The 18,595-nt window shown below is 58.5% G+C and carries 8 protein-coding genes and 1 pseudogene; 4 read left to right on the top strand and 5 right to left on the bottom strand.

Annotated features, from left to right (window positions below; genetic code table 11):
* Nucleotides 1–97: 97 nt before the first annotated feature.
* From HZZ16_RS37305 to HZZ16_RS22990, 5 genes and pseudogenes are all read right to left on the bottom strand, one after another.
* Nucleotides 98–703, bottom strand: coding sequence for a CDP-alcohol phosphatidyltransferase family protein (locus HZZ16_RS37305; protein ID WP_246510318.1), 606 nt, complete (start codon nt 701–703; stop codon nt 98–100).
* A 522-nt stretch (nt 704–1,225) separates the two neighbouring features.
* A pseudogene (locus HZZ16_RS38310) lies at nt 1,226–1,723 on the bottom strand (phosphoenolpyruvate phosphomutase); the annotation flags it as partial.
* A 992-nt stretch (nt 1,724–2,715) separates the two neighbouring features.
* A complete protein-coding gene (locus tag HZZ16_RS22980; RefSeq protein ID WP_197951998.1) occupies nt 2,716–3,891 on the bottom strand; it encodes a S8 family peptidase in 1,176 nt (391 codons plus the stop codon).
* A gap of 37 nt (nt 3,892–3,928) precedes the next feature.
* Nucleotides 3,929–7,411: a CHAT domain-containing protein gene (locus HZZ16_RS22985; RefSeq protein ID WP_197952000.1), complete on the bottom strand. Its 3,483-nt coding sequence runs from the start codon at nt 7,409–7,411 to the stop codon at nt 3,929–3,931.
* 131 nt (nt 7,412–7,542) lie between these two features.
* Nucleotides 7,543–8,601, bottom strand: coding sequence for a hypothetical protein (locus HZZ16_RS22990; protein ID WP_197952002.1), 1,059 nt, complete (start codon nt 8,599–8,601; stop codon nt 7,543–7,545).
* Between the two features lie 630 nt (nt 8,602–9,231).
* Here HZZ16_RS22990 and HZZ16_RS22995 point away from each other — a divergent pair.
* From HZZ16_RS22995 to HZZ16_RS23010, 4 genes are read left to right on the top strand one after another with little or no spacing between them, the layout of a single operon-like run.
* Nucleotides 9,232–12,054, top strand: a complete 2,823-nt coding sequence (locus HZZ16_RS22995) for a S8 family serine peptidase (RefSeq protein WP_197952004.1) — start codon at nt 9,232–9,234, stop codon at nt 12,052–12,054.
* Between the two features lies 1 nt (nt 12,055).
* Nucleotides 12,056–14,092: a trypsin-like serine peptidase gene (locus tag HZZ16_RS23000; RefSeq protein ID WP_197952006.1), complete on the top strand. Its 2,037-nt coding sequence runs from the start codon at nt 12,056–12,058 to the stop codon at nt 14,090–14,092.
* Entirely contained in the window at nt 14,089–17,307 is a 3,219-nt protein-coding gene (locus HZZ16_RS23005; protein WP_197952009.1) for an ATP-binding protein, read from the top strand. The genes HZZ16_RS23000 and HZZ16_RS23005 overlap by 4 nt, the downstream gene beginning before the upstream one ends.
* Nucleotides 17,304–18,248 carry a DNA/RNA non-specific endonuclease gene (locus tag HZZ16_RS23010; RefSeq protein ID WP_197952011.1) on the top strand — a complete coding sequence of 315 codons (945 nt, stop codon included), beginning with the start codon at nt 17,304–17,306 and terminating at the stop codon, nt 18,246–18,248. The genes HZZ16_RS23005 and HZZ16_RS23010 overlap by 4 nt, the downstream gene beginning before the upstream one ends.
* The last annotated feature ends 347 nt before the right edge of the window (nt 18,249–18,595 follow it).

The following is an 18,595-nucleotide window of genomic DNA, read 5'->3' on the forward strand; positions in this document are numbered from 1 at the left end:
GGCACTTACGGGTGCCGTTCGTAGCGATGGCCACAGTTCACTCGCTGTGCTCACGCTCAGTTTGGCAGAACGTCTCTCGATCCGCTCGCGGGCGACTTCAAAGCGAACGACCGGCCAAAACGGCCGACGCCGCGACGGCGAAGATGCTGATTCCCGCATACATTGCGGTGTTCGGTGATGGCACCCGAAGAGATGCCACGTGAGCTCCTGCGAGCAGCAAAAAGCAAACGTTGACGATCGCCGTAAACGCTTCGGGAGGAATGAGAGGCTTGACGAGGAAAAACAAGGCAAGAAGCGGCATGTCGTATGATAGGGGGACACCTAAGAAGCGTCCATCTGGCAACTTCCCGAAGTTTGCAAAATAGCTAAGCCTAATTGCGGCTGCCATCAGCAATGCGCTCGCAGTTGCCAGAGCGGCAAGCGATGCCTGGCTGAGCTGAATCACGATTGTCGCCGGCAAGACTGCGCCATAGATCATGTCCCCGAAGCCATCGAGGCTCTTGCCCATTCTTGCAAAGTGCGAGTCTCGGTTTTTGGTGCGTCCGGCCACCACCCCATCGAGGTGATCTGAGAGGACAGCCCAAAGCGCCGTCGCGACGGCAAGGTCGAGGTGATCCGAAAGTACCAAGAATAGGCTCACGGACGAAAGAAGAAGGCCCAGAGCGGTTATCGCGTTCGCTGGATCCCAAAGGTATTTTAGCATTGCACTCTCATTCCTGTTGCGACTGATCTGCTCGGCTGGGACCATGGGCGTCCCTGCGAAGACGTGCTCAGCAATGCGTAGCTCGTCAGTGTTGTCGAGTTCGTACCACGTGGCGTCGTCACATCGCACGGCCGCCAGTTGAAGGCCCCGCCGTTCCACCCGAATGCAAGCAGTTCCTCCGTGTACGCTTGCGTGGCTCCGGATCTGATAACATGGTCCAGCGCCGGAACGAGCGTTGCCTTCAGGGTCGGTACTGAGAAGCGGAGAATTTTCATCGTCTTGAAAAGCCGTGGGCCATCCGCGGTCAAGTCCGCGGCGGTTTGCTTCATTCGAAAGCCTGAGATGAAGCCGTTGTCGGCCAATAGATCTGCGGACCACTCCATAAATTCGTCGAGTGGAGCAACTGCATTGGCGTTGGGCGATTGGCAGGCCATAGGACGGTGTAACGTATCCTGTTCGAAAAAAGACGGCGCTTGCGAACGAAAGGATCTCCTCCTGGGCGCTCTCGCTCGAGTGAATCAGGCTTGCGTCAGCGCCCGCCGCGGCTTGGGCGCTTGCGCGCATCGTGGCTTCCTCCATTCCTGGGCCGCTATCGGCGCCTGGATCCGCGCCACCATCCTTTACTGTGCCTAGTCTGCCAGATAATTCATCGATATTGGCTAACGGATGCCTGTCGCCGACAAACGAGTTCATCTTCGAAAAACAGGAGGCCTCCGGCGCAATCCCGGCAGCGCCACGCTCGCGAAGTTTGCGCGCTACAAGGTGCGCAAGTGCCGAAACTCCCATCGCTGTCAACGAGGACCGGTGATTCGGTCGCGTCGACCAATAGCTCGATGACATAGACGAGTTGGCTCCAGGAGCCTCGTTGGCGTCGCGGTACCCGACGGAACTCGCAAAGGAGAGGCCTGACACCCAGAAGCCCTTGAAGTTTGCGCGTTTGGCACTCCCACCGGAAAGCGCATCGTGAAAGTCCATGAGGAAGGAGAGGGTGCTCTTGCTGCAAATCTCAGCACGCAGCATTTGCGAAAGTAGTGGCCCGCACGTCTCTCAGGGCCGTTATACCGCCGGGTATGGTTGATGTTGCACGCTGTCTCCTTACGCGAGCGCACGAATTATCGGCCATCAGCACGCCTGTTCTGGCTGTCGAGGGTCCGGGCCACACCAGCGGCGCTATCAACAGGTGACATGCAACTGTTATCGGGATCAATTGGCGGCGTTGGTAGTTGACCAAGCCCTTATTAAACGCCGGCGGCGTAGACTTGGCGTTGTCAAGCGGGGTCCAGGTCAAATGCCTCGAAGTATTCTTAGCCGACGCAGCGCTCATTCACGCTCCTTGGGCTCGTCGGGATGCCTCAACAAGTGCATCCTCCGGAGGGATCGCTCGAAAATGCCAGTGTCCGGCTGGTCAAACCAACGGCGTCCCATTTCCGGCACAGGTCTCGATCGCTCCGATCGCGTGCAGTTCAGCGTAGCTTCTGCGAGCACCAGCGCTGATACAGGTGCTCTTCTCACGGAAAAAGTTCGACGTTGCGCAAGGCCTGTGTGCACGGAATCGGTGCCATCAAGCTAACTGCGGACTTGCTCAGACCTGTGCGCGCCCCGCGAATCAACAACATGCCGGACGGAAGGAAATCTTTGTCAGAGTCGTCTTAGGTATAGGTGCAGCAGCCCGATCAGTCTGAACGGGGTAGAGCGAAGCAACTAAGATCGATCGCAGCTATAGCCGTAGTACGACATGCCTTGTCCTCTGCGTTGTCAATTCAACGAGCTGATCAACAAAGAAAAAGATGTGGCGGCAGTTGATGTCCGGCGTCGACGCTTGCGTGTCAAATGTGTAGGTGGATAAGGAGCTACCTGTAACTCTTGGCGTTCGTATGAGAAGGCCCTTCAAGCCCTCGTGGATCTTTATCTGACAAGAGTGCCGGTCCCTTAATCGGCCTTGTCAACGGAACAACAAGAATTGGCCCCAGCTGGCGCGAGAGATCTCACCGGCTGGTCGTGACTGCTCGGGTTCACCCTGGGGCGACCGCGAAACCAACCTCCGAATCGTCGGGATCGAAGTGGGCAAGCGGAGCGGTGACAGCAGATGTGACCAGTCGCTGAGCGACCGTTTCGGCGTTCGGCCTAACCGCGGATGAAGCCACTTTCTGCCACCAGAGCGCGGCGAGACCGGCGATATGGGGACAGGCCATGCTGGTGCCGCTCATGGTGGCGAAACCTCCGTTCGGGGCCGCGGACAGAATTTCCTCGCCCGGCGCACAGATCTTCGCGCGCCCATTGGAAAAATCACTGATCTCGAGGGAGCCGCCCGCATTACGCACAGCAGCAACAGAGATCACGCCGGTCGCGGCCGACGGGAGGGACGCCGATATCCGAAACCGCGGATCCCGATTTCGTTGGCTCTCGTTTCCCGAAGCGGCTATGACCAAAGGGCCGCGTCCGAATGCACGGCCGGCTTCGATGACCCTCATCATGGAATCGAACATTCTAAGATTATCCTTGAAATGCTCGAGCCCGATCGAGGTGGCCAGTTCAGTCGGATAGCCGTCCTTCTCGAGTTCACTTACCATGCCGGGGAAATCGAACCCGAGTGACATCGAGACGATGTTGGCGCCCTTGTTCGCAGCCCACTCCAAGGCGCGAAATATGGACAAGGAATCGCCGCTCTCCCCATCCGGGAATACCTTGGCGATCAAAGCCTTGCGAATATTGCGAGCGATACCGATGCGGACCTGTCCCACGTCCTTCCCGAAGATCGTGCCGGCGCAGTGCGTTCCGTGGCCGTTCTTGTCGCCGTTGCCGGAGCCTCCGAAGTCCTCCTCTTCGATATCCAGGCCGGCGAAAGCCGCATGGGTCCTATCGATCCCCGTGTCGAGGACCGCTACGGCGACGCCGGATCCGTCCAGGTCCACCCGATCTGCACCGACGGCGACGATGCCCCAAGCCGCGGGCAAAGCGGCCGTCACATCGACCTGCTGCTTTCTCACCGGGCGGATCAAGCGCGTCGGCATGATGAGACCGAAGTCCTCGACGCTCGGGTCTTTCTCGATATCAAGAACGTCGCGCTTGGACAGGTCGGCCGCGCGGATGCGAATATTAGGGTATCCGGCTTTAGTGGTCCCGCTGGGCGAAGCCGCGCCCGAGCGCAACCGTTTCGGAGCTTCAATGATCGCGTATCTGCGCAACATTTACCGTATCCTTATCCATTGGAGTCTGGCCGTCCGTCTACTGAAGCACGAGTCGTCTCGTTGGATCACCGTAGAAGACGTAGGATGACCATGTTTGCGTCGCATCAGGACCCATTTCCCGCAAATGACGTCGCGCCAGCCGGAGCGCTTCGGCGAACGGCACGCCGTGCAGTCGGTCGCGTCGCACGAGCCGCCACCAAAGGTCATAGGCCGGCGGAAACAGCCGAGTATAAAACTCCGAAGCGAAGGAAGCGGCAAACTCATCGCCGATGGGCCATTGGGCTCCGATAAAATATGCTGCATTGTTCACGAAGGCGGACGCAAATCCGTACACCTCCGCGCTGCGCTCCCAGCTCGCCTCGCGCGAGGTGCCACACCCGTTGATGAAGGCGAGCATCAGACTGTGCGGCTTTGACTTGAGGGCGTTCGCAATTTCTTCGGCCATAATCCGATCCTCTCGGATCGGCAGATAGCTCTGCCCGGCCGTGTCGGGGACGAACTCGGCGTGTCCGGCATAGTGAAAGAGATGAGCATTGCAGAGAGCATCAATCACTTCGGCTTTGGTCGCGTCCGCCCGGACCAGAGTGACTTCGGCCCCCCACGATCGCGCCGCCGCCGCGACCGCCTGTGCTTCGGCTTTGATGTGCGGCAGTGAGATATCTGATGCGTCGACATGGGGAGCGAAGACTGCCACCTTCAGTCTTGGCGACCGCGGCGGATCGGCCTCGGCAAGGATATCCGCGGAGACGGTGCGACCAATCGCGTATCGCAATTGCACCAACTCGCCGCCTCCGTCGTCGGCAAGCTCGAGCGGCAACCAGAGCAACGATTTCGAAAGATCGAGGCTCATCGTCCCGTGGTCGAACTGGCTGGTGACAAAACGCAGGCTCTCCGGCAGAGCCACCTCACCCAGAACCCGGCTGGCGCGGCCGACAGCGGATTCGAAGTCATCTTGGGCGGGGCGGACGTGGCCTTCGGCTATGCGCAGCAGATGAGGAAGTACCTCCTTCGGCATCCCGTCGAGCTGAGCCGACGGCACGTCGACCTCGAGTTGCACAGGTGTCAACGCTGAAGGCGCTTCCAGCTCGTAGCGAACCATATCTGGGCCGACGCTCGTGACCTCGACGGCGAACCGTGGGTCCGACTTCTCCGTCGACCATCTGAGGCCTCCAATGCGCCGCAGTACGAAACCGGTCGGCCCGCGACGCGTAAGCAGCAGGCCGAGCAGCCCCACAACCGCCAGAACCGCAATAACGAGTTCGTATGGATTGCGGTAGAATGGCAACCTCACCGAGAAACCGGACGATTCCGGCGGTCCGACGTTCAGAAAGCCGTCGGTCACGGTCGCGGTCAGTCGGTAGGTTGTCCGGTCGTCGAGGTTGGAAAGGTCCAGCCGATTGTCGGGACCGTCGATGCGTCGGGCCGCATTCGCGATCGGCGGATCGTAAGCGAGGGTTGTCGTCTTCGCCGAAGGAACCCCGACGAGTCCCGGGATCGCTAGATGATATGTAACTGCATTGATGTTGATCGTCGCCGCGGAAGGCGATCGTCCAACTCGGACCTTCGGGGCCGCCGTCGGCAGGTCGATCAACGTCACCCTGGAATCCGACGCCACCCAGAAGGCCCGATCGGTCGACGGGACCACCCCGGCGATGGGAAGAGCAAGCCTGGGATCAATGTCTCTGAGACTTTTCCACCCGCCTTGCATCGGCGTACCTTCCCACCGGAAAAGGCCCGAATCGCCACCGGCGAGCAGACCGAGCGTGGGATGCGAGGCGAGCTGCCGAATGATATAGGGCTGCTCCTGCACGTCGGCCCCACCGTGCCCGACGTCGGAATACTCCTTTCCATTTCTTCTTAAGAATACCGTTCCGCCCCATCCGCCGGAGGCAACTACATCGGCACCATCAACGTTCGGTGTAAAGGCAATCGCACCGAAGAGATGGTTTTTGCCGAACGGCGTGGGGCTGAATGGTCCAAACTCCTTGGGCTCGTCGGCTGCGGTGGTGATACTCTGAACGCCTACGGCCAGCAATGAGCCTGCATTGTCGAAGGCCACCGCGCCGACAGCCGAGCCTCCAACCTGTCCAGTCACTTCTGCTGACTTTTTCCATGCTCCGTCCGATAGGCAGAGCACGGCGGTCGACCAAACGAGGCCCACGCATGCTTTACCCGTGGACGAGACCGCCAGTGAAGAGGGAGCGCCGACGCGGTCCGAACCGGGGACAGGATAGTCGGCGATCCGCTCGGCCTTTGCGCCGGAGACGGTGAAAAGTCCGGCGCCGCTCAACACCCAGAGTTTGCCGGCCGGATCGTTCGCAAGAAGCGCGCCGCGATAATAAGGCGAAGGCGGTAGTTCGGTCGCGGCGGGAAGCTCGAGTTGCGTCGCCTCGAGTGCCCGGCTTAGCTGCCATACCTCGCCGTTTTCCAAGCCGACGGCGAGACCACCGTTCGGATCGGGAGCCATCGACGATACCCGGCCGCCGAATTTTCGATCCCGCGAAACATCGAAATAACGCCAAAGCCCCAAAGAAGAGCCGATCCAGATATTTGAAAGGCTGTCTTCAACGACGGAGCCGGCGGTGAGCGGCCCACTGCGCTCCGGCGACCAGCGCATCCAACCGTTCCGGTCGTGCCGATAAAGCAGGTCCGTGGAGAGCCAGAACGTGCCGTCCCGCTGCATATAGACTGAGCTGCAGTTTCCGTCGGCAATGGCAACCGGCGCTGTTTTGTCGGTGAGTTCGACGCCGATGCAACCTTTATCGGTCCCTACAAGGATCAATCCGCGCGCATAAGAAACATTCCGGACGAACGCGCCAGAGGGCAGAGCGAGATCGATCCGACGCATGCTCTTTCCGGAGCTCCGGTCAATCAAGTGGATCGACCCGGAATTGGTCGTTGCAACCAGCTCCTCTCCTGCAAAACCAAGGAAGGAAGCCGAGGCTTGTACGGGAACGAGAGGCTCAGTGACGACTGCCTTCAAAGCCGCGAGCGCATCCGTCTGCCGGGGAGCGAAGGAGCTGGACGCAACATAGATCGAGCCGTCCTCGGACCTTGCCAACGCCCATTCCCCTCTCGGGCAGCCGCCCGAACCGCGGGGGCAGGCACCGTATAGGGCCACGATCTCGTCTCCGTTCCATCGCCATAGGCTGTCGTTGATGGTCCCGACAATGACCGCGCCGTCGGCGCCCTCGACCATGGAATTCACATAGATGGGCTGCTGGGCCTCGTCGCTTACGAACTGCGGTGCTCGCGCGATGATCCCGTCATATGAAGCTACGCCGCCCGGGGTCCCGACAAAGACCCGATCCTTCGCCCGCGATACCATGATGTGGGTTACATTCCGCTCCGGCAGCGGGATAGGAATGAACTGCCAATTCCCAGTCAGGTCGTTGCAAGGGATCGCCGACGACAAGGGGGCAGGAAGGGTCCGACTGTCGGCAAGCGCGTCCCATGGGCTGAAGGCCAAAGACAATCCGACGGCAATCGACAGGACCGGTAAGATGAAGCGCTCCGCCATGTTGCTGTTCCAAGGTCCTTAGTCAGGTTCTGGTCGATAGAGAATGGACGCGCCCATGCATGAGCAACTCACTCGGCCCCTCATGAAGCCGATTGAACCGCGCCCGGGATGTCGGTTCGACCGGAGATTTATCAACGTACAGCGACGAGGCTCACGCTATTGGTTTTGGGCAGGCTATCCTTTGACGTCGCCATGACAATCGCTTGTGATACCAGGTCCATAACCTGCAGCGACCGGGCCTCATCCATGCTGCCAAGCTGTGGACGGGGTATGTAAAAGCCATCGCCATTCAAAGAGACCTGAACCGCAGCGTTTGGCGAGGCGCCCTGTTGCACGACGAAGAAGTCAACGAGCCGGTGCTGACCCTGGCTCACAATGAAAAGCTTGGGTGTGTAGTGCTGTACCGAATAGTTTTGTGCAGCGATCAATTCACCCAGATAGTAGAGCATGCCTTCGGGTGTTCTGGGCAGCTCACGGTAGCTCTTATTGAGGAAACGAAGCATTCGCAGCGTGTATTGAAACTTGTTCATCGAACAGAATTCGCGCGCCGTGTTGAGGATCTCAGGCCCATCAAGCGTCAATCTGCGAGCCTTGCAATCCTCGTAGGCGTCGCCATCCTTTTCAAGCTGGGCGCAGAACTCAACTGTTCGAGTTTCGGTATTGGTGTTGCATTTGGCCCGAACGGCACCGATAAGCTGCGCGTGTTCAGCGGATGACATGTAGATTGAATGTATTAGCAGCAGATCCACCATCTCTTTCGGCCAGCCCAGACGATGGAAATATTGAGCTAGCTTGGGGTCGACGGGTTTTCGCATCTGTTTTGCGAATTCCTGATGGTTGAGATTGTTGATAGTAAACTGCGAAAAGCCGCCCGCGTAGGAAACACCGGGATTGAGCGCGTAGTTGGTCAGACCCGAAGGCGAGAAGTTGAATGCGCCGCCGGCGCTGCCGGAGAAGTTTGGACTTGCCAGCACATCGCCGTAGCCGACAAAGGACATCGGCGCCCGCTGGCTCGCGCGAACTGCATTGAGAAGGATCTGCCTGTTACTGGAATCCCAGATGGCCTGATCGTAAGCATCGGCCTTATCGACAAGTTCGGCGCGCGTGCAGGCGCTGCATAGCAGCGCCATCAAGCAAATGCCGGCCAGAACCGACGCGAGTGAAAATGCACGACCGTGAAACTGTCCCATAACTATCCCCATGCTCAAAAGCATTAACCCGCAAAAATTGCGGTCGGAAACTATTTCACCTTGTCGCGAGGCAGTCCAGCCGGGCGCTGTTGCTGCATGCCTCGGACGGACGGAGCGCCATGTCGTCCGGCCAGAACCGGTACGGATTTGGTTGAAGATGCAAGCTACCGTCGTTCTTGAGAGGCGGAGCGGCGAGCTAGGCGCAACGCTTCCAGAGCCAAACCGTGTCGGTACTTCGGCGAACGATCCTCCAGACGGGAAGTGCGCGGGAAACAGGCTTGCCGTCATCCAGCACGCCGACGTCGCTATCACTTGCCTCAGCGCCTGTGAAGCGGCCCTCCTTATTTCACCGGGCCAAGTGTGCCTACACCGTCGCCATGCTCGCGCTCCTAGCCATGCGGTGCAAACACCAATGTATCAATGAGGGGCCGCTTCGTCCGTTTCGTACCAAACAACGGCAACCCGAGGTGAAAATAATCGTCGGCTTGGCTCATAGACGATGGACATTCGATTGATTTTACGTTTCAATTGCGGGTTGCGGAGGCAGGCAATTACCTGTCCCCAATCGGGTTTTTTGCGACTGATTTTAAGCCGGTATCACGCCGGACCGAATGATTGTTGAGGTGTCAAATGGCAGCCGATGCGAGCGTCTCCATCGCGGGGACTGTTCTCCAAGAAATTGCAAGGCAGGCACATGGTACGATCGATGGCTTGCCGATGGACATCATCCGTTTTGTGCTGGAGTGCACCAGTGCTGCGGACCCAGCTAGGGTGCGAGAGCAACTGTTACCTCTGATCGGGTCGGACACGTTCGATCTGCGTCCTTTGGACCAGCAGCTGCCGAATTTCCTCGTGCTTCAGTTTCCCGGCGTACCGCGCACCATCGCGCCACCCAGGCTTTTTGCTGCGGCCGATCTTCTTTGCGACAAATTGGGCCTGGTTTCCTGTGTGCCTGACATCGGATCAACCCTATACGCTGAACCCGACGCACGTTTGCTTCGCGATGGGGCGCCCGAATCGGCAATTACCGACGCATTCTGCTGGTCAAATGCGGCGGCACCTGGGGATATGCACTGGGCTACCAGCGCGATCAAGGCGAACCTCGCCTGGTCCTTGGAGAACGGCAAGGGTGACGGCATTCTCGTAGCTCAACCCGATACGGGCATTGCTGCTCATCCCGAGTTGGAGCGGGGTATGTTCGACCTTGAGCGAGCCGCGAACGTGCTCGAGGGAGGCAACAGCCCGAACGATCCGCTGCGCGCTGGCACTGCCAATCCGGGCCACGGTACGGCGACCTCCAGCGTGGTGGCAAGCCGAGAAGCAGGGAAGATCGTCGGCGCAGCTCCGTTGGCTAAGGTCATTCCCATCAGGTGTATCGAGGACGTCAAGATCTTCGATGGTGCCCCGGTAGCCCGCGCGATCTTGCACGCCGTATCGGTCGACGCCGACGTTATCTCCATGAGCCTCGGTGGAATCTACAGCCCTTCAATCGCCGCAGCGCTAAAAAAGGCGGTCGCGGCCGGTTGCATCGTGGTGGTTGCGTCCGGAAATTGCGTGGGCTTCGTGGTCTATCCTGCCTCCGACCGCAATTCCATCGCACTTGCGGGCGTGAATGCAGGCGATGCTCCATGGAAGGGCACAAGCCGCGGGCCAGCCGTCGACGTTTCTGCTCCCGCAGAGAATGTGTTCGTCGCGCGTCGTACCCCCGAAGACAGCGGAACCGGTGTCGTTGCCGGTGGCCAAGGCACCTCCTTTGCCACGGCTCTGACCGCCGGTGTAGCCGCAATTTGGCTGTCCCACTTTGGCCGCGCTCAAGTCCGCGCGGAAGCCAAGCGCCGCAATATCAGCGTGCAGGAGCTGTTTCGCTCGGCGCTGCGTCGGACTGCTCGCAAGCCTGCCGGTTGGAATGCGAATCTGTACGGTGCGGGGATCGTGGATGCGCAAGAACTTCTTCAGCTGCCTCTCGCCGATATCCCGGCTCCCTCCGCGGCCCTTGAAGCAGCGGTATCACCGGGTCTGTCGGAAGAAGATCGTGACACGGCATTGGTGTTCGAACTTGCCGCGTCCAGAGCCAGCCTCGATGGATTTGATTGGGCAAGATATGGTGCGGAAGCGAGCTTCCTTGCTGCCGATGAGCGCCGACGGTCCGAACCGACAAAAGCGGGCCTCGTCGAGTCGCGCATACGGCCGAAACCGACGCCGGGACTGAGCGCCACCGCGCCGCCGGTCCTACAACGGGTCCTGAAGCGATTAAGTCACGCTCCCGAGCTGGTTGCCCCGCTCGATCGGCAGCCAGGAGCCAAAAGCACGTTTCGGATGCTCTTGCCCCAGCCTGCTGTCATCCGCGCCGCAGGCGCTCCGGAATCTCCATTACGGGGCAGGAGCGTTCAAGACATTCAGGATGGGCTCGACCGCGCTTTCAGAAAGATCGATGAGCGCCCCGAGGCGACTCCCGAAGGTAAGGCGCAACGACGCGACCTGTTCGACCGAAGTGAAAAACTGCTCAAGAAGGCTCACGAGCACGGCGGACGCAACCTCTCCGGCATCGAGCGGGCAGATGTGGAGGCACTCGTCCGATTGACGGGACGTCCCGCCCTGAAGATTACCGATGGAAAGCTGGACCCGGCCGCGTTGGCCGCAACCGAATGGGAAAGCACCTTCAAGGTGAACCCCTCCTGGCTCGAGGCGCTTTCGGAGAAGGTCGGTCGCATCGATCTGGACGGCGAGCATGTCGGTACAGGCTTTGTCGTCGCCGACGGCCTGATCATGACAAACCGTCACGTGGCGGAAGCGATCGCAGACGAGATCCGGGGGAAAGCGCCGTCCTGCTGGATTGTACAAGATAATGCGACCATCAATTTTGATGACAGGGGCCTCGGGTCGGCAAAAAGGTTTCGGATAAAATCATTGGTGTTCGCCGGGGGAGATACAATAGGTCGCGAGGTGAACTTCTCCCATCTCGACATGGCATTGTTCGAGGTTGAGACAAGCAACGGGACTTCGAATTTGCCTTCCAAGATTGGTCAAGTTGCCGATAGGCAGGTCGGCGAGACTAAGGCCGACTTGATCGTCGTCGGTTATCCAGCACGGCCAGATATTTCCGCGCTCGAAGATCCTAACACCCACGAGGTCCGCGACGATATCGCCAAACGGCTCGGAGAGATCTTCGGGCTGGACTACGGGCGAAAATACATGGCGCCGGGGCAGATTGAGGATATCACCGGGAGCTTAGACGACGATCGATCCCGACGCTGGGTGTTCTCGCATGACTCGACCACTCTGGCGGGCTGTTCGGGCTCGTGCGTTTCTCAAATCATCGACTTCTTCCCAATTCTTGGCCTGCACTTTGCTGGACGAAACCTGACGGCAAACTACGCCCATTCGCTTGCCGCCGTCCGTGCCTCAGGGCAGGTGCCGGCCGCAATCGCCGAACGATTGGGGTGGACCGACTAAAATGCCTATTGCCGGCGAAAACATTCTCAGTCCGTCGAAGCTGGCCCAGCAGGTCACGGCATCGCGTGATGTCTTCAGGAAGTGCTACGACGAGTTCGCGGCGAGCTATCCCAATGCCCGGCGCTTTTTGACGATCACGGCGTTGCGCCAGAAAAATGCGCCTCTCCCGGTCGGCCCCGACCTGCATCGGGCGGATTTCCAAGCCGCCTTGGAGGAAGCGCAACACAACGGGTTCCTAGCGTCGTTTGTCAAAGCCTATTCCGGCCGGCTGTTCACGTCATCGGCGACAGAAGTTGAAGCCTCGGATCTGTTGGATGATGAAGACGGTGAGGAAACTTACCGCGCCACTCTCCAAAAGATCCTCGACGATTTCACCCCGATGACCGACGCAGGGACAATCCGCGAGGGAATGCCGAGGCTGGCCAGGAACACTTGCAAGATCGTCGTCAAGCTTTCGAACGGGTCGTTTGAAACGGGCACGGGCCTTTTAATTGGGCCAAGACTGGTACTGACATGCTGGCACGTCATTAGTTCGCTCGTAACCTTCGAAGCTGGCCTGGATGGCCCCGAAGGCGCGCCCGATTGGCCTGGCGTTCCTGTTCGGGAATTTTCCTCGCGCCTTTCGATCGAGTTCGATTTTGTCGCCAGGGCTAACCAAATCGAGAAGAAATGGACGTGCGGGGTAACGGAAGATTGGCTTGTGGCGGGCAGCCGGCTCAGCGCAGATCCGTCGGAAAGCCTGGACAAGTGGCAGCCCAAGCAACTCGACACTTTCTTTGATTTTGCTGTGATTGAGTTGGACAAGCCGGCGGGATTTGACCGACTTTACTACAACCTCGTGAATGAGCCTCCTCGTGAAGCCAAGGGAAAGATGATCGTCTCGCATCACCCGGGCAACTATACGATGCGGTTTTCGCCCGGCGAATTTAGATCAAACAGTGCCGTCAGAAAGTTCAAGGACATCGCCGCCAACGGCGATCGAGTCTTGCATTCGGCGAACACGATCCACGGATCTTCGGGCGGAGCTTGTCTCACATACGACATGAAACCTGCGGCTCTGCACCAGTTCGTCTACGAAGTGCAGCAAAAAACTCAAGGCACGATCAGGCCTTATGCGACGAACGTGGCCATTCCCCTCACCAAAATCCTGCAGAAGGCGCAAGGGGCAATCAGGTCCCGCATGGGGAGCTTGAGCGCCCCGCGGTGCACTCTGACGAGCGGAAAAGCTCTCATCGGCCGTTATAGTTTGCAGGAAGCAATTGCATCAGCCCAGACGCCGGGCGGACCAAAGATTCTCGTTGTACAAATCCACTATGGCACAGATCGGCAACCTCTCAGGCAAATAGGAAAGTCGTTCTCGTACGAGATTCTTGATGACGCCCTCGCGCCTGCTTTGCATCGGCTCATTCCCATCAATGCCTCCGACATCCCGGACAATGCCTATTCGACCGCGCAACTGCTCTTGGACAAAGTCGCAGACAAGCTCTCCAGCAAATTGACTTCGCCCGGACAGATGGCGGGCGCTGGAGAATCGACCGAGATCAACGACACCATTGCGGTACTGGCTCGAGATGTCGCAAATCTGATGGAGTCTGGCGCAACGAGGCAGACGCTTTGGATTGCTGTCAATGAAATGGATAAGCATCCGTTGAGCGATACCTCGACGAGGGTGTTCTTTGAAAAGCTCTACCCCGAGATAGCCGCGCGACAGAAGCTCCGCTTGGTCCTGATTGGAATGTCGGATCCGGACATGCCAGCACTGAAGAACGTCAACTCGAAATCAATCGATCCCCTCAAGGATCACCTCAATATCGAAGACGTCATCGCTTGGGTTCGCAACCGGTTGTGTTCCGATCCGGATCGCATGCTGCTGAGCCTTGGCCGTATCGCCACGATACTCGCTGACCGCGAGATGCTCGACGATCGGGAGGTGCTCGCTGAGCGGGAGAGACAGGCTCACCGACAGATGGCCGTGAGCAGGAGCGCTGCCATCGCCAAGATCGTCAACGACCTCTTCATACCCTCGACCACGCTATGACCGCTAGAAACGATCAGCGACTGCGAGAGAAAATCGACGAGGTGTTGGCTCGTGCCGCACTTATTGGTGTTTTCGATCCGATCGATCTGCTGGCATCGGCCGAGACTGGCGACATGAACGAACGCATTCTCGACGAGATTGCAAACGATGTTCAAGAGGTCGTGCTCGAAGACAAGCTATATTGGAAGCTAACCGCAAGAGCGCGTCACGAGGCGCTGAGCCAAGCGATCAAGCGGGCTGATTTTGAGCGCCTTCTCCAGGAAGCAAAACCTCATCCGGAGGAACGTTTCGCCCGCTACCTCGTCGAACTCCTGAAGGACAATGAGGAATTGCTGGAAGACCAGGGTCTTTCGAGGCCCGAACTCCAGGACCTCGCCGTTGCTCAGGATTTCGTTCATCGGGCACGCAACAGGCCTTCGCCCAGCGGCAAGGCGGACCCAAGATGGAAGCTCGCCAGGATGGATGACGAGCAAAGACTGCTTCACGTTGCCCCCACCCTGGTAGGACGGACCCGTGAGCTTGGAATGCTTCAAGCCTACGTCGCCAACGGAGACGTCGACACCTCGATTAGACTAGAGAACATCATTGCTGATCCAAAGAAGCTGGATTGGTTGAGACCGCTTCTTCTTACTGGAATCGGCGGCAGCGGAAAATCTGCTCTGGTCGCCGAGCTGGTGAAAACGGTGCGCAAGGCGGATTGGAGCGGTCCAATAACCGTTCTCCTCGACTTTGACCGGCCAAACCTGGCGCTGGGAGCCGAGAAAGAATGGACGGCCGAGCTCACGCGTCAGATTGGACGGGCGCGTACCGAACTTGATGGAGACATGGACGAACTCAGACGCGAGGCGCTTCGCGTCGCCGCCGAAACGAGCAGCGACCTCAAGTCCGCGGATATATTGCTCGAGCGGCTCGGTGATGCCTTGGGCCGTCAGCCGGAACGCCACGATCTCTTGATCGTTGTCGACACGTTTGAAGAGGTGATCGTATCCTCCGAAATGGGGCAGGCTGATGCGGATCTCGAGCGTGAGCCGTTCGGCTTGATCTTGTCGTGGATAGACCGTTTGATCGACCTTCAGGCTGAGGACGGTTCGAAGGCGTTCAAGACCGTCAGAGCTGTGGTCGCAGGCCGTGTCCAGCCGTTTGTGAGCGAGCGCTCGCGTCTGCCGGCATGGTTCTGCGGGCATCTTGAACTCGGACCTTTCGCGCGGGATGAAGTCGGCGACTTTTTGCGACTGAAGGGTCCATCGGAGGTATTTACTTCTGATCGGATCGATCTGATCTCACAATCCGCCATCGAGTGGTATCCGCTTTTTCTGATCGTTCTTATCAAATTCGCCGCGCAGAAAAGCCCTCACGAGGTTGATGAGATTATTCGTGATGTGAGCGGCTCGTCCTTGTACGGCACCGTCGAGGCAATGAGGGTCCTGTACTCAAGGTTCTTGGATAGAATCAAGGACCACAGACTATCCAGGGATCCAAGCGACACCAGGATTATACCGAAGGAGGATATTCGCAAGCTTGCCCATCCGGGGCTCGCGCTTAGGACAGTGACCGCTGAACTTATACGTGATGTGCTTGCCGAGCCCTGCGGGCTTGGAGAGATCGATATGGAGCGTGCCATAGAGCTCCTTCGCGCTCTGTCGAAGGAAGCCTGGTTGGTCGATACATACGGTCCGAACGAGGTGCGACATGTCACAAACCTGCGTCGACTTATGCTGCCCATGCTTTGCGGCACGACGCGGACCCCAGACGGAGAGCAAACGGATCTGCAGGATCGGGTGCGGTCTGTGCAGGAGAGAGCAGCCGATTGGTACGAAGAGCCGCATAGGGCGAAGGATCCGGACCCAGCCGCGATGGCCGCCTATTATAGGGCCTTCTACGGAGACGTGTCAGCTATCGCCGCCGATGAAACGCTTGCACGTAAAGTGCTCCACATCGGACGGGAGGATATTCATGCTATGCCTCCAGCCGCACGCGCCATTCTATTGAAGGACGAGCGTTCCCTGACTTTGGAGGAAAGGGCCGCACTACCGGAAGTCCAGCAAAGAGATGTGGAGGTTCGCAACCTGAGAAAGCGGTCCAAATCGGGCGTCATACGAGCCTCCTCGTCACCAGGCCTCTCTGAGCTGGGTCAGACGGATGGCTCTGGCTCCGGCAGCGGGGATGCGGCCCTGGCGAGTCCCCGCTCGATACGCCCGTACACAACGCTCGAAGACATATTCGATGATTCCGATTTGGCTGCTCGTGTCGAACTTGCGTTCAAGTCAGCCGACTTCATGGAGGTGATCAGGCTTGCGGCTCCGTCGATGCAGCTCCTGTCAAAGCAGATGGTCGGCAGCCTGCCGTCTTCGATGTTTCAGCGGCTCACTGTTCATTGGACGTGGAAATGGGCTTGCGCTCAACTCGCGGTGGGAGGCGGAAGGGCACTCGCGGAGCGATGGCTGCTGCACGATTTGGAGGCGCGTTCAGGATGGGTCGATTACGTTCCCTTGGTAGCGATCGGTCGCCTAGCGGCAGGAGACGCTTCCTTCTCGCAGTCTACAAGGCATCGTCCATGGCTTAGGTCGGGAGACGCTCTCGATCTTGATGGAATGCGGATGATTGCGCTGGCTCTGGCTACGTCCGAGATTGATCCTGCCCTTCCGATGTCTCTTGGTCAGGTGTTTAGCGAACAGAGTTGGACGTCAGCGCAGGGACCCGGTCCGCTGGTGCTTCCCGAAGAAGCAAGAATCCAGATGCTGGTTCTGAAGAATGGCGACAAGCATCGTTATCTCTCGCTTAGCGAAATATACAATTCAAATTTGCCGGTCCGTCCACGGCACGCAGTACGTCGCCTGGACGAACTGCGAGCTTTTGTTCGTGGCCGCACACCGGAACTCTATGATCCAATACGCGCAGCGCTTATCGACGTCGTGAGATTCGATCCGGACCCGCTCGGGGAACAGATTGAGGTGCTGGCTCGCCAATGTCGGATCTGGCCGGTTGATCTACGTCCAGAGAGGCTGCTCACTGAACTGCAAAAGTCCCGTCAAGCGGACTTCCTTTTGCTTCGCCTCATCGAATATGTCGATGTTTGCGGTCTTCTCAACGACTTCGTCGGAAACTTAAGTAGTCTGAACCTGGAGAGGGTGCGGGCAACGGCGGAGTTGATTGCGAAATACGATTTACTTCTGCTCAATGGCAGTGCAACGCCGACTAAAGGGGAAAAGTCATGAAGGTGGATTTGACGGTACGTCCTTTGCTGTCCGACTTGGAGTTCGTGGCGCCTCACGCGGCAGATGCAGGTCTGGAAGCAGCTGAACTGGAAGCTGCGCGCAGGGTCCGACGGTCTCCTGCCGCGCGCTTCGAGGGGCGAACTGGGTACAACACTGATTTTCTCGGTTTCTCGATCCCGCTTCCGGATCCTACGAGGTTCAAAAAGGACGTGCTCGAGATCGAAGGTAGCGCAGAAAATCGATTGGATTACGAGCACTTCTCCGTGGTGATGTCAAAGTCTCGTCGCATGCCGATGTTTGTCGGCGTTAACATCGACGGTGAAGCAGCTGTGAAAGTGGTCCGCAGCCCGCCAGACAAATGGTTCTACGACGGCCGCATTCCAGACGAAGCGCAGATCGGCGAAGATCTGTACGCGGACAATATCCTCGATCGAGGTCACCTCGTCCGAAGAGAAGATCCCAATTGGGGAGAAACTGCTGAAACTGCAAACGATGACACGTTTCATTTTACGAATTGCACGCCTCAAGCAGCGCATTTCAACCAACGGACTTGGCTGAGCCTGGAGGACTACATACTCAAGAATGCGAAAGCCCAGGAAGCCAAGGTGAACGTGTTCAGCGGTCCCATCTTCCGCGACAACGACCGTCTCTATAGAGGAGTGAAGATACCAGTTGCGTACTGGAAGGTGATCTCGTTCGTGTCCAATACGGGCAGGCCTTCCTCGACCGCCTATACGATTGATCAGGTTCAGGAACTGAAGGAGCTGGAGGCCGTGTTCGGAGCCTTCAAGACCTATCAGCGCAGTGTACGATCGGTTGAGAAGATGACGGGCCTATCTTTCGGACAACTGCGTGATTTCGACGGTTTCTCCAACGAGGAGCAACGAACCAGGACCTCGATCGTCGCAGAAGTCCGCGATGCGTCGGATATGCGTGTCTAGCCAATGTGTTCGGCTGCGAATCAATTTTGCTGTGGATTGCACGGAAATCCGCCTCTATCCGTGCAGTCCATGCGAGACTCGGACCGACGAATCGCAACTTCGCCGGGAGATGGCCAAGTGCAGTTGAGCTTGCCGTTCGATGCAAGACTCCCCGAACCGGTGTCGTATGTCTGGCTTCTTGCATGCAACCCTCGCTTTGAGGAGACCGTCGCTGCGCGTTTGCGATCGCGAACCCACGCGATCGTGGACGGACGCGACGGACGGCCCGTCGTTCTCCCCAGGGACGTGATACTTCTTCACCGCTCGGATGGCTCCTTTTCGGCGTTGGGACCGGTCGGGGTCGAGGG

Origin of the sequence: Bradyrhizobium glycinis (assembly GCF_016031655.1) — a bacterium.
Lineage (GTDB): Bacteria > Pseudomonadota > Alphaproteobacteria > Rhizobiales > Xanthobacteraceae > Bradyrhizobium > Bradyrhizobium glycinis.

Coding starts and splice junctions, on each gene's coding strand:
- HZZ16_RS37305 (WP_246510318.1), bottom strand. CDS start 703: ATGCTAAAATACCTTTGGGATCCAGCGAACGCGATAACCGCTCTGGGC.
- HZZ16_RS23005 (WP_197952009.1), top strand. CDS start 14,089: ATGACCGCTAGAAACGATCAGCGACTGCGAGAGAAAATCGACGAGGTG.
- HZZ16_RS23010 (WP_197952011.1), top strand. CDS start 17,304: ATGAAGGTGGATTTGACGGTACGTCCTTTGCTGTCCGACTTGGAGTTC.
- HZZ16_RS22985 (WP_197952000.1), bottom strand. CDS start 7,411: ATGGCGGAGCGCTTCATCTTACCGGTCCTGTCGATTGCCGTCGGATTG.
- HZZ16_RS22980 (WP_197951998.1), bottom strand. CDS start 3,891: ATGTTGCGCAGATACGCGATCATTGAAGCTCCGAAACGGTTGCGCTCG.
- HZZ16_RS22995 (WP_197952004.1), top strand. CDS start 9,232: ATGGCAGCCGATGCGAGCGTCTCCATCGCGGGGACTGTTCTCCAAGAA.
- HZZ16_RS23000 (WP_197952006.1), top strand. CDS start 12,056: ATGCCTATTGCCGGCGAAAACATTCTCAGTCCGTCGAAGCTGGCCCAG.
- HZZ16_RS22990 (WP_197952002.1), bottom strand. CDS start 8,601: ATGGGACAGTTTCACGGTCGTGCATTTTCACTCGCGTCGGTTCTGGCC.